At 72.0% G+C, this 12119-nt stretch carries 9 protein-coding genes; 8 read left to right on the top strand and 1 reads right to left on the bottom strand.

Features of this window, described 5'->3' with window-relative positions; genetic code table 11:
• Window positions 1-443 precede the first annotated feature (443 nt).
• The 8 genes from ABT025_RS23810 to ABT025_RS23775 all read left to right on the top strand — a co-directional run bounded on the left by ABT025_RS23810 (window position 444) and on the right by ABT025_RS23775 (window position 11729).
• Window positions 444-1697, top strand: coding sequence for an ROK family transcriptional regulator (locus tag ABT025_RS23810; RefSeq protein WP_350997942.1), 1254 nt, complete (start codon window positions 444-446; stop codon window positions 1695-1697).
• A 328-nt stretch (window positions 1698-2025) separates the two neighbouring features.
• Entirely contained in the window at window positions 2026-2640 is a 615-nt protein-coding gene (locus tag ABT025_RS23805) for a flavin reductase family protein (RefSeq protein ID WP_502972011.1), read from the top strand.
• Between the two features lie 41 nt (window positions 2641-2681).
• Window positions 2682-3764 carry an ABC transporter substrate-binding protein gene (locus ABT025_RS23800; protein ID WP_350997939.1) on the top strand — a complete coding sequence of 361 codons (1083 nt, stop codon included), beginning with the start codon at window positions 2682-2684 and terminating at the stop codon, window positions 3762-3764.
• Window positions 3761-4672, top strand: a complete 912-nt coding sequence (locus tag ABT025_RS23795; protein WP_350997936.1) for an ABC transporter permease — start codon at window positions 3761-3763, stop codon at window positions 4670-4672. The genes ABT025_RS23800 and ABT025_RS23795 overlap by 4 nt, the downstream gene beginning before the upstream one ends.
• Entirely contained in the window at window positions 4648-5457 is an 810-nt protein-coding gene (locus tag ABT025_RS23790; protein ID WP_350997929.1) for an ABC transporter ATP-binding protein, read from the top strand. Before ABT025_RS23795 ends, ABT025_RS23790 begins: the two co-directional genes overlap by 25 nt.
• Window positions 5441-6826 carry an LLM class flavin-dependent oxidoreductase gene (locus tag ABT025_RS23785; protein ID WP_350997924.1) on the top strand — a complete coding sequence of 462 codons (1386 nt, stop codon included), beginning with the start codon at window positions 5441-5443 and terminating at the stop codon, window positions 6824-6826. The genes ABT025_RS23790 and ABT025_RS23785 overlap by 17 nt, the downstream gene beginning before the upstream one ends.
• Window positions 6823-10653, top strand: a complete 3831-nt coding sequence (locus ABT025_RS23780; RefSeq protein WP_350997921.1) for an ABC transporter ATP-binding protein — start codon at window positions 6823-6825, stop codon at window positions 10651-10653. The genes ABT025_RS23785 and ABT025_RS23780 overlap by 4 nt, the downstream gene beginning before the upstream one ends.
• Complete coding sequence (locus tag ABT025_RS23775; protein WP_350997919.1) at window positions 10650-11729, top strand: aldo/keto reductase; 1080 nt, start codon at window positions 10650-10652, stop codon at window positions 11727-11729. The genes ABT025_RS23780 and ABT025_RS23775 overlap by 4 nt, the downstream gene beginning before the upstream one ends.
• On the opposite strand, the gene ABT025_RS23770 is transcribed toward ABT025_RS23775, so the two are convergent.
• On the bottom strand, window positions 11695-12063 hold the full coding sequence (locus tag ABT025_RS23770) for a nuclear transport factor 2 family protein (protein WP_350997916.1): 369 nt from the start codon (window positions 12061-12063) through the stop codon (window positions 11695-11697). The two genes, ABT025_RS23775 and ABT025_RS23770, sit on opposite strands and share 35 nt — an antisense overlap.
• Window positions 12064-12119: the final 56 nt, after the last annotated feature.

Genomic DNA, 12119 nt, shown 5'->3' with positions numbered 1-12119 from the left:
TTCTCCCGGCGCTCCCCCCCCCCCCCCCCGCGCCCCCCCCCGCCCCCCCCCGCGCGGTGGCCGGGGGGCGGGTACGCGGGCCGTCCCGGCACCCCGGGACGGCCCGCCGCACCCTGTCCATGATGCGGGCAGTGGTTTGACCGGGTTGCGTCGTTCCCGCTACCTTGCGCGACATGCAGCGATCCACACACCTGACGACGCGAGGTCATGTCGACCTCAAGCGTGTGTGCTCCGCCGCGTGTCATCAGGACTGAGAGCACGACGCCCGCGCGTCCGGCCGCCGGGGCATTCCCCCGGGTGCGGCCCCGGATCCCCGCAGGGTGTTCCTCTCCACCGGGAGAAGCAGAACGCTTGGCTGACCGATTGTCAGCATGCGTCTGCCACGCCCTCCTTCGAGGAGCGCGCACCGCGCCACCCGCTGCCATCGAGGACCTGGAAGACACGTGAAGAGTCTGTCCGCGGCCGCCCGCCGCCCCAGCCCCCTGCTCCGCTCGGACATACCCTCCGCCGGACCTGCCCGCCGCGTCCCCGGCACCGGATCCGTGCTCGGTGCGATCCTCGACCACGGCCCGGTCGCCCGCTCCACCGTGGCCCGCCTCACCGGTCTCTCGCCCGCCTCGGTCAGCGGGCACGTCGGTCAGCTGCTCGCCCGCGGGTTGGTCCGGGAGAGCGCGGAGACCGTCGGCCCGAAGGGGCTCGGCCGGCCGCACATCCCCGTCGAGATCGAAACGGGCCGCTATCTGGTGGCCGGGGCCCACATCGCCGTCGCCCACTCCACCGTCTCCCTGATGGATCTGCGGGGCCGGATCGTCGCGGAGGAGCGGCAGCCGCACCGAACCACCGAACCCCGCCGCATGCTCACCGAACTCGCGGCCCGACTGCCCCGGTTGGTGGCCGAGCACGCCGACGGGCGCACCGTGCTCGCCCTGGGCCTGGCCACCGGGCACCGCGTCGACCCCGTGACCGGGGTCGTCGTTGAACACCCCCAGCTCGGCTGGCGCGATGTGCCGGCCCGCGACATCCTCTCCGCCGCGACCGGGCTGCCGGTCCACGTGGACAGCCACTCCCGTGCGCTGGCCCGGGCGGAGCAGCTGTTCGGCGAGGAGTCGACCCGGAACAGCACCGTCCTGCTGTTCGTCGGCGCGGTCGTCGACGCGGCCTTCGCCACCGAGGGGGCCATGCACCGGGGGCCGCGCTCGGGGGCCGGAAGCGTGGCGCATCTGCCGCTCGGCGCCGGTGGCACGGCTGGCGCGGAGCCCTGCTCCTGCGGGCGGACCGGCTGCCTCCAGTCGGAGGTGTCGGAGCGCGCCATGGTGCGGCGCGCCGCCGTGCAGGGGCTGGTCGTCAACTCGTTCCCGCAGCTCCTGGAACAGGCTCTGGGCGGTGACGCGCGGGCGGTGGCGCTGTTCCGCAGGCGGGCGCGGCTGGTCGGCCGGGCTGCGGCTCTCCTGTTGGACATGTTCGACCCCGAGGTGCTCGTCGTCGTCGAGCCGGGGGCGGGCCGGATCCCGGAGTGTCTGGCCGATCTGCGGGCGGAGGTGGCGGAGCGTTCCGGAGTCTGTGACGACCCGGAGCGGGCCGTGGTGCCGAGCAGCTTCACCGGCTCCGTCCTGGCCACCGCGGGTGGCGCGGTGGCGCTCGGTGCGCTGTACGTGGACCCGCTCGGTCCCTGGCCGGCGCTGCCCGCGGCCTCCTGAAGCACCATCACCTCCCGCGGCCGCCAGGTATCCGACTTAATTCAGGCAGTTGCATTGTTGACCGGGCGCAAAGCCGAACGGGATGATGGATTCATGACCAGCCGACAGCGGAATTCAGGGAACGCGTCCTCGGTGACGCGCACCTTCCGCCCGGCTGCCCCGGCCCGTGTCACTGCCCGGTGCCTGTGTTGTCGCCCCTGTCCGGGTCCCCGATAACCCTCCGCTGAATTCCGGCGAGAGCTCTGCTCCGCCGTGCGCACCGCCCTGCTCTGTCGTGCCTTCTGCCTGCCCACCGCATTTCCCTGCCCATTTCTTCCGACTTTCCATCATGGGAGAGACGTTGACTGTCACCGCGCCCTCATACCTGGCGCCCGCCGCGCCCGCCGCGCCCGCCGCGCCCGCCGCGCCCGCCGCGCCCGCCGCGCCCGCCGCGCCCGCCGCGCCCGCCGCGCCCGCCGCGCCCACCGCGAAGGGAATCGCCCCGGACCGGTTCAAGCAGGCGTTCCGCCGCTACCCCGCCGGAGTGGTGGTCGTCACCGCCGATGCCGGCCACGGCCCCATCGGCTTCACCGCGACCTCGCTCAGTTCCCTCTCGCTCGACCCGCCGCTGGTGTCGTTCGGTATCGGGACCGGCACCTCTTCCTGGCCGCACATCGAACGGGCCGAAACCGCCGTCGTGAACTTCCTCGGCGCCGAACAGCAGTCCCTGGCCACCACCTTCGCCACCAGCGGCATCGACCGGTTCGCCGCCCCCACCCGCTGGCGCCGCCTGCCGGAGGGGGAGCCGGTGCTCGACGGGGTGGCCGGCTGGCTGCGACTGGAGACCGAGCAGATCGTCCCGGCCGGCGACCACCGCATCGTCATCGCCCGGGTGGTGGACGCGCGGCTCGACGAGGGACGCAGCCCGCTGCTCTTCCACGACGGCGCCTACCACTCCCTCTGACAGCCGGCCCACTCCGAACGACTACGGATCAGGAAATCACCATGGCACGCCACGACGCGTACAGGCACGACACATACAGGACCGTCGGCCGCAGGTCGTTTCTCGCCCTCGCCGGCGGAGCGGTCATCGGCACCCTCGCCGCCTGCTCGCCCCAGGTCGAAACAGCGGCAAGCGCCGAGCCCGCAGGGAAACTCCCCTCGGGGGCTCCGCCGCCGGGGACGAAACTCTCCATAGCCGTCCGGTCCACACAACTCCAGCTGGTCCCCGCCGGATTGCAGAAGGACCTTCCTTTCACTGTTTCGCAGTGGCCCAATCTGAGTGCGGGCCCCGATATCATCCAGGGATTCCGGGCCCATTCCATCGATCTCGCGGTCAATGCCGGAATTCCGCCGATCCAGGCCCACGCCATCGGTGTCGGCGCGAAGATCGTCGCCGTGCAGGTGCGGAACCATCCCTCGTACGTCTTCGCGACCGCACCCGGCTCGGACATCAGGTCCGTGGCCGACTTCCGCGGGAAGAAGATCGGCTTCTCCCAGGGCCAGGCGCAGGGTGTCGTCGTCCTGCGCGCCCTGAAGCAGGCGGGCATCGCCAACAAGGACGTCGAGCTGGTCGCCCTGCCCAGTACGCAGTTCCTCACCGCCCTGCAGTCCAAGCAGGTCGACGTGGCCCCGCTGGGCGAGCCGACCTTCACCAAGTACCTCACCCAGTACGGGAAGGACGGGGCGCGCGGGGTGAAGACCGACGTCGTGGATCTGCTCTCGGTGCTCTGGGCGCCCAACGAGGTGCTGAACGACCGGGCCAAGGTGGCCGCCGTCCGCAGTTTCATCCCGCTGTGGGCCCGCGGCCTCACCTGGGCCTGGGAGAACGGCGACGAGTGGATCGACACGTACTACGTCAAGGACCAGGGCGTCTCCCGCGAGGACGGCAAGCGCATCGTCGCCTCGCTCCGCAAGCCGCAGTTCCCGGTCAGCTGGGACAAGGCGATCGCGTGGGAGCAGGAGACCGCGGACCTGCTGGCCGAGGGCGGCTTCGTGCCGGAGCAGGACGCCGCCGAGCTGTTCGACCGCCGCTTCGAGGGGATCGCGGCCAAGGCCGTGGCCGCCCAGTACCGGGAGACGTCATGACCGAGCTGCTGACGAACACCCGCACCGCAGGCCGTGCGAGTACGGCCGCCGTGCCACTGAAGACGGCCGGGGAACCGGCCGGCGGGCGGACGCGCGAGACGAAGTCGGCAGCGCCCTCGGCTCGCACGCCCCGCCGGCGGCTCGGTCCCGGACGTGCCGTTCCCTTCGGGCGGCTGATCGGCCCGGTGCTGGTCATCGCCCTGTGGTGGTTCGCCTCGGCCATCGGCTACCTCGACCCGCGGATCCTGTCCGGACCCGGCACGGTCCTGTCCACGGCATCCGACCTCCTCTCCAGCGGCCGGCTCCAGGACAACGTCCTCATCTCGCTCCAGCGCGCCGGCCTCGGCCTGTTCTTCGGGGTGACCGCCGGGGTCCTCCTCGCCGTCGCCGCCGGACTCAGCCGCACCGGCGAGTACCTGCTGGACGGGCCGCTCCAGATCAAGCGCGCCATCCCCTCACTGGCCATGCTCCCGCTGCTGATCCTCTGGCTCGGCATCGGCGAACAGATGAAGGTCACCGTCATCGCGCTCGGTGTCGCGGTGAACATGTACATCAACACGTACGCCTCGCTGACCGGCATCGACAGCAGGTACGTCGAGCTCGCCGAGGGGCTCGACCTGAGCCGCGCGCAGTTCATCCGCAAGGTCGTCGTGCCCGGTTCGCTGCCCGGCTTCTTCGTCGGGCTGCGCCTCGGCGTCACCGCGTCCTGGCTCGGACTGATCGTCGTCGAGCAGATCAACGCCACCAGCGGCATCGGCTACATGATGTTCCAGGCCCAGCAGTACGCCCAGTCCGACGTGATCATCGTGGGCCTGGTGGCCTACGGGATCTTCGGCTTCGCATCGGACGCGGCGGTACGCGCCGTCGAGAGGAAGGTCCTGTCATGGCGACGCACTCTGGCGGGCTGACCGCCCCCCGCGAGGAGACCGGGACGACAGCCGTCGCGGAACGCCCCGCCATCCGTACCCGGAGCCTGGTCCGCCGCTTCGGTGACCGCGACGTGCTCAAGGAGCTCGATCTCACCGTCGCGCCGGGCGAGTTCACCGCACTCCTCGGCCGCAGCGGCTCCGGCAAGTCCACCCTGCTGCGGGCCGTCGCCCGCCTCGACCACACCGTCGAGGGCTCCGGCGAACTCACCGTCCCCGACCGGGTGTCGCTCTCCTTCCAGGACTCCCGGCTGCTGCCCTGGCTCCGGATCATCGACAACGTGACCCTCGGCCTGCGGGGCCCGGGGGCCCGTGAACGCGGCCTCGTCGCATTGGCCGAAGTCGGTCTGGAGGGCCGCGACCGGTCCTGGCCGCACGAGCTGTCCGGCGGTGAGCAGCAGCGAGCCGCGCTGGCCCGAGCCCTGGTCCGTGAGCCCGAACTCCTGCTGGCTGACGAGCCGTTCGGCGCCCTGGACGCGCTGACCCGGATCAAGATGCACGACCTGCTGCGCGAACTCTACGAGCGCCACCGCCCCGCGGTCCTGCTCGTCACGCACGACGTAGACGAGGCCGTGGAACTCGCCGACCGGGTGCTGGTCCTGGAGGACGGCCGGATCTCCGTCGACCTCACCGTCGACCTGCCCACCCCGCGCTCCCGCCGCGACCCCCGCTTCCAGGAGTACCGCGACACCCTGCTCACCGCTCTCGGTGTGGCGCGGACCCCGACCCTTTCCGAGAAGAAGGAAACCCATGGCCCGCACGCCTGAACGCAAGCAGCTGCACCTCAACGCGTTCCTCATGTCCACCGGCCATCACGAGGCGTCCTGGCGGCTGCCCGGGAGCCCGGCCGAGGCCAACTCCGACATCGAGCACTACAAGAACCTCGCCAGGATCGCCGAACGCGGCAGGCTGGACTCGCTGTTCCTCGCCGACAGCCCCGTCCTGATGGGCGATCCCGGACGCCGGCCCGCCGCCAAGCTGGAGCCCACCGTCCTGCTCACCGCGCTCGCCGGGGCCACCGAGCGCATCGGCCTCATCGCCACCGCGTCGACGAGCTACAACGAGCCGTACAACCTGGCCCGCCGGTTCGCCTCGCTGGACCATGTCTCGGGGGGCCGGGCCGGCTGGAACATCGTCACCACCGCGGGCGCCGACGCGGCCCGCAACTTCGGCCTCGACGACACCCCGCTGCACCACGAGCGCTACCGGCGCGCCGGTGAGTTCGTCGAGGTGTCCACCAAGCTCTGGGACAGCTGGGCGGACGACGCGGTGATCGCCGACAAGGAACGGGGCGTCCACGCCCTGGCCGACCGGGTCCGGAGGATCGAGCACAACGGCGAGTTCTTCCGTGTCGACGGGCCGCTGAACGTACAACGCCCCCCGCAGGGGTATCCGTTGCTCGTACAGGCCGGTTCGAGCGAGGACGGCAAGGACTTCGCGGCCCGGTACGCGGAGGCGGTGTTCACCGCCCAGCAGACCCTGGAGGAAGGCATCGCCTTCTACAAGGACGTGAAGCAGCGCGCCGAGGCCATCGGCCGCAACCCGGACGGCATCAAGATCCTCCCCGGCATCGTGCCCGTCATCGGTGACACCGAGGCCGAGGCGCTGGCGCTCGACGCCGAGCTGGAGGGCCTCATCGTCCCCGAGTACGCCAAGCGGCAGCTCGCCCAGCGGCTGAAGATCGCCCCCGACGACCTCGACCTCGACGCGGAGCTCCCCGAGGACATCCCGACCGAGGACGAGATCGAGGGCGCCAAGAGCCGGTACACGCTCATCGTGGAGCTCGCCAGGCGCGAGCGCCTGACCGTGCGCCGGCTCATCGCGCGGCTCGGTGGCGGCCGCGGCCACCGCACCTTCGCCGGCACCGCCGAGCAGGTCGCCGACACCATCGAGCAGTGGTACGACGGCGGGGCCGCCGACGGCTTCAACATCATGCCCGCCGTCCTCCCCTCCGGCCTGGAGGTCTTCGTCGACCGGGTGGTGCCGATCCTCCAGGAACGCGGCCTGTTCCGCACCGAGTACACCGCGAGCACCCTGCGCGGGCATTACGGGCTGCCGCGGCCCGCCAACCGGCTCTTCGAGACCGTCGACCGCAGCGAGGGCCACTTCGGCATCGGTCTGGCGGAGGCCCGGTGACGGACTGTCCGAACCCGGAAACCGGTACGCACCGGCAGCCGCCCGGCTGGGCCCGGCGGCTGCTGGGCTACTGCCTGCGGCACCGTACCGATCTGCTCATGGCCTTCGGTGCCGCCGTCCTCGCCGCCGTCGCCACCGCCACCCTGCCCCTCGTGCTGCGGCACGTGGTGGACGGGGTGGCGGCCGGCACCACCGCCTCGCTCGTGCCCTGGACCGTCCTGCTCGCCGCACTCGGCGCCGTCCGCTTCGGTGCGAGTTTCACCCGCCGCTACCGCTCGGGCCGGCTCTCCCTCGGGGTGCAGTACGACCTGCGCAACGACGCCTTCGCCGCGCTGCTCCGGCTCGGCGGCGCCCAGCAGGACGATCTGCGCACCGGACAGGTGGTCAGCCGGTCCATCTCCGACATCACCCTCATCCAGACCCTGCTGCAGTTCCTGCCCAACCTCACCGGCAACGCGCTGATGTTCCTGTTCTCGCTGGTCTTCATGGCGGTGCTGTCACCGCTGCTGACCGTCGTGGCGCTGGTCGTCGGCCCGCTGCTCTGGCTGATCGCCCTGCGCAGCCGCCGCGACCTCTTCCCCGCCAACTGGCACGCCCAGCAGGAGGCCGCGGAAGTCGCCTCCACCGTCGAGGCGACCGTCACCGGCGTCCGCGTGGTCAAGGGCTTCGGCCAGGAGCAGCGCGAACTCGCCGGACTCGAACAGCGCGCCCGCCACCTGTTCGCCTCCCGGCTGCGCGTCGTCCGCTTCACCAGCCGCTACAACCCGGCGCTCCAGGCGGTCCCCGCACTCGGCCAGGTCGCCGTACTCGCCCTCGGCGGCTGGATGGCCCTGCACGGCCGGATCTCCCTCGGCACCTTCCTCGCGTTCACCACCTACCTAGGCTCCTTCGTCACCCCCGTCCGCCAGGTGGCGACGCTGCTCACCGTCTGGCAGCAGGCACGGGCCGGCGCGGAACGCGTGCTGGAGGTCGTCGACGAGGCGCCGGTCATCACCGACGCCCCCCGCGCCCGGCAACTGCCGGACGAACCCCCGGCCATCGGCTGGCACGGCGTCACCTTCGGATACGGCGAAGGCGCCCCGCTCCTGAACGGCTTCACCCTCGACATCCGCCCCGGTGAGACCCTCGCCCTGATCGGCCCGGCCGGCTCGGGCAAGTCCACCGCGGCGGCCCTGCTGCCCCGCTTCTACGACGTACCGTCCGGATCGGTACGGGTGGGCGGCCACGACGTCCGCGATCTCGCCCTCGCCTCTCTCCGCTCCCGGATCGGCTACGTCTTCGAGGAGAGCCTCCTGCTCTCCGACACCGTGCGCGCCAACATCGCCTACGGAGTGCCGGACGCCACCGACGCGCAGATCCGCGCTGCGGCCCGGATCGCCTGCGCCGACGAGTTCATCGAACGGCTTCCCCGGGGGTACGACACCGTCGTCGGCGAACAGGGCTTCACCCTCTCCGGCGGCCAGCGCCAGCGCATGGCACTCGCCCGCGCCCTGATGGGCGGCCCGGCCGTCCTCGTCCTGGACGACGCCACCTCGGCCATCGACGCCCGGGTGGAGGCGGAGATCCACCACCGGCTCCGGGAGGACGACCGGCGCCGCACGACACTGATCGTCGCGCACCGCAGATCGACGCTCGACCTCGCCGACCGCGTCGCGATCCTCGACGGCGGCCGCGTCACCGACACCGGCACACCGGACGAACTCCTGTCCCGGTCCGCCCTGTTCCGCGAACTCCTGTCGACGGACGACAGCCCCGACGACAACACGTCCCCGGCCCCGGCCCCGGACACAGCCACCGGCTGCCCCACCCCGCACCTGTGGCTGCGTCCCGAGGGGAGCGGCGACGAACAGCTGGAGGGGACCGCGGTGCGGGCCGCCCAGGCGCTGGCCGAGGCCGCGGCCACCTCGGGCCCGGGACGCGCCGGCCCCGGTGGCGGGGTGCTCGGCTCGGCACCGCCGAGCCCCGAACTCATCGCCGGACTGGCCAGACTCCCGCTGCCCGCGGCCGACCCCCAGGTGCCCACCGACCGGGCCGTCGCCGCCGAGGCAGACTTCGGCCTCGCCGCCCTGCTCCGGCCCTTCCGGCTGCCCCTCCTCCTCGGCCTGCTGCTCGTCGCGCTCGATGCCGGCGCGCAGATCACCGTGCCGGTCCTCGTCCGCCACGGCGTCGACCGGGGCGTGGCCCACCACGCCGGGCACGTCCTGCTCGCCGCGGCAGCGGCCGCGGCCCTGGTGGTCGCCGCGAACTGGCTGATCGGAGTGGCCCAGGTCCGTACCACCGGACGCACCGGTGAACGGCTCCTCTACACCCTGCGGGTGAAGACGTTCGCCCAGCTCCAGCGGCTGGGCCTCGACTACTACGAGCGCGAGCTCGGCGGCCGGATCATGACCCGGATGACGACCGACGTCGACGCCCTGTCGAACTTCCTCCAGACCGGTCTGATCACTGCCGTGGTCAGTCTGCTGACGGTCGTCGGCGTCCTGGTCACCCTGCTGGTGATCGACGCGGAACTGGCCCTCGTCCTGCTCGCCGCGCTGCCGCTGCTGATCCTGGCCACCGTGGTCTTCCGCCACTACTCCGTCCCCGCCTATCGCGAGGCCCGGGAACGGATCAGCGCGGTCAACGCCTGCCTCCAGGAGAACGTCACCGCGATCCGTGTCACCCAGGCCTTCCGCCGCGAGGGCCGCAACGCCGCCGACTTCGCCGAACTCGCGTGGTCCTTCCGGGACTCCCGGCTGCGCGCCCAGCGCTACATGGGCACGTTCTTCCCGTTCGTCGAGTTCCTCGGCACACTCTCCTCGGCAGCCGTGCTCACCGCCGGCGCAGGACAGGTCCGCTCGGGCGAGCTGAGCGCGGGCACACTCATCGCGTTCCTCCTCTACGTCGAACTGTTCTTCTCACCGATCCAACAGCTCTCGCAGGTCTTCGACGGCTATCAGCAGGCCGTCGTCGGCCTCGGCCGGCTCCGCGGCCTGATGCGCACCCCCACGGGCACCCCGCCCGCGAAGGACGCCCGGCCGGTGCCGGCGTTGCGCGGAGAGGTGGAGTTCGACTCGGTCTCCTTCGGGTACGCGGGCGGCGGCGGCCAGGAGGTCCTGCACGGGGTCTCCCTGCGTATCGCACCGGGCGAGACCGTCGCCCTGGTCGGTGCGACCGGGGCGGGGAAGTCCACCGTCGTGAAGCTCCTCGCCCGCTTCTACGACCCCTCCTCCGGGGCGGTCCGGGTGGACGGGCACGATCTGCGCGAGCTCGACCTGCCCGGCTTCCGCCGACGGCTGGGAGTGGTCCCGCAGGAGGCACATCTGTTCAGCGGCACCGTCCGCGACGCCATCGCCTACGGACGCCCCGACGCCACCGACACCGAGGTGGAGCTGGCGGCGCGCGCGGTCGGGGCGCACGAGATGGTCGCCGGACTGCGGCTCGGCTACCTCCAGCCGGTGGGGGAGCGGGGCCGGAACCTCTCCGCCGGGCAGCGCCAGCTCATCGCCCTGGCCCGGGCCGAACTCGTCGACCCGGACGTCCTGTTGCTCGACGAGGCGACCGCCTCGCTCGACCTGGCCACCGAGCGCAGGGTGGCCGCGGCGACGGAGGTGCTGGCCCGCCGCCGTACCACCGTCGTCGTCGCCCACCGGCTCACCACGGCGGTCCGCGCCGACCGGGTGGTGGTACTCGATGCGGGAACCGTCGTCGAGACCGGCACCCACACCGAACTGCTCGCAGCCCACGGCCCGTACCGGCGGCTGTGGGACGCCTTCCGGGAGACCGGCCGGGCGACACCGGTCGACCACCTGAATGTCAGTGAACTCGTCAAGGAGAACGCACGATGACGGAGTACCGCGATTTCGGCCGCACGGGCGTCAAGGTCAGCCCCCTGTGCCTGGGCACCATGATGTTCGGAGCCCGGGGCAACCCGGACCACGACGACAGCATCCGGATCATCCACCAGGCCCTGGACTCCGGCATCAACTTCGTCGACACCGCCGACGTCTACTCCGCAGGTGAGTCGGAGACCATCGTTGGCAAGGCCCTGGCCGGTGGCCGCCGCGACGACGTCGTGCTCGCCACCAAGTTCCACGGCAGCCTCGGAACCGACCCCAATGAGCAGGGAAACTCCCGCCGTTGGATCATCCGGGAGGTGGAGAACAGTCTCCGCCGGCTCGGCACCGACTGGATCGACCTCTACCAGGTGCACCGCCCGGAGCCCGGCACCGACTTCGACGAGACCCTCGGCGCCCTCTCCGACCTGGTCCACCAGGGGAAGATCCGCTACATCGGCACGTCGACCTTCGAACCCTCCGCCATCGTCGAGGGCCAGTGGATCGCGGAGCGCCGCGGCCGCGAACGCGTCGTCGCCGAGCAGCCTCCGTACTCACTGCTGGCCCGCGGCATCGAGCGCGAGATGCTGCCCACGGCCCAGCGGTACGGTCTAGCGGTTCTCTCCTGGAGCCCCCTGGCAGGCGGCTGGCTCTCCGGCCGCTACCGCAAGGGCGCCGACCAGCCCGAATCCAGCCGGGCCGAGCGGCAGGCCGGCCGTTTCGACATCGCCTCCACGGAGAACACCGCCAAGCTCGACGCCGCCGAGGCGCTCGCCCAGCTGGCCGACGAGGCAGGGCTCACCCTCGTCCAACTGGCCCTCGCCTTCGTACTGGAGCACCCGGCGGTCACCTCCGCGATCATCGGCCCGCGGACCCTGGAGCAGCTGACGAGTCAGCTCGGCGCGGACCGGGTACGGCTGAGCCAGGACGTCCTCGACCGGATCGACAAGATCGTCCCGCCCGGTACCAACCTCTCGTCCCGTGACGCCGGTTACCACCCGGCAGAACTCACCGACCCGGCGCTGCGCCGCCGTTCGCGCCCGGTCGGACAGTTCAGGACACCGGCACGCGGTCCAGGAAGCCGCTGACCGAGCTGATCCGCCCGTCGTCGGCGAGAGTGATCACGTCCGAACCGGCGACGGGCGCCGAGCCGTCGGCCGCCGCCACCAGCTCCCAGCCGAAGCGGGCGAGGGCGTGGTGCCCGTCCACCGCCCCGGCCGGCCGGAACGCGAACCCGGGGAACTGCTGCTGAGCGCCGCTGATCGCGGCAGCCAGGGCCTCGTGTCCCCGCACGTCTGCCAGCGGGTCGGTGTACGTGGCGTCCTCGGTGAAGGCTGCGGCGACGGCCTTCTCCAGGTCCTCGGGGGTGGCGGCGTTCCAGGCGGCGAAGTAGCGCTGGACGGCGTCGTCGTAAGCGGTCATCGTGCGGTCCTCTCATCGGGCCCCGGCCGATGGGCCGGGAGCGCTGTGCTCGTGAG

The organism is Streptomyces sp. NPDC002809, assembly GCF_040295435.1.
Classification (GTDB): domain Bacteria; phylum Actinomycetota; class Actinomycetes; order Streptomycetales; family Streptomycetaceae; genus Streptomyces.
This window is presented reverse-complemented; position numbering and strand designations above follow the sequence as displayed.

What these genes read in the sequence shown, in the direction of transcription:
- ABT025_RS23775 (WP_350997919.1), top strand. Translation starts at nt 10,650, where the DNA reads ATGACGGAGTACCGCGATTTCGGCCGCACGGGCGTCAAGGTCAGCCCC.
- ABT025_RS23800 (WP_350997939.1), top strand. Translation starts at nt 2,682, where the DNA reads ATGGCACGCCACGACGCGTACAGGCACGACACATACAGGACCGTCGGC.
- ABT025_RS23790 (WP_350997929.1), top strand. Translation starts at nt 4,648, where the DNA reads ATGGCGACGCACTCTGGCGGGCTGACCGCCCCCCGCGAGGAGACCGGG.
- ABT025_RS23805 (WP_502972011.1), top strand. Translation starts at nt 2,026, where the DNA reads ATGGGAGAGACGTTGACTGTCACCGCGCCCTCATACCTGGCGCCCGCC.
- ABT025_RS23785 (WP_350997924.1), top strand. Translation starts at nt 5,441, where the DNA reads ATGGCCCGCACGCCTGAACGCAAGCAGCTGCACCTCAACGCGTTCCTC.
- ABT025_RS23770 (WP_350997916.1), bottom strand. Translation starts at nt 12,063, where the DNA reads ATGACCGCTTACGACGACGCCGTCCAGCGCTACTTCGCCGCCTGGAAC.
- ABT025_RS23795 (WP_350997936.1), top strand. Translation starts at nt 3,761, where the DNA reads ATGACCGAGCTGCTGACGAACACCCGCACCGCAGGCCGTGCGAGTACG.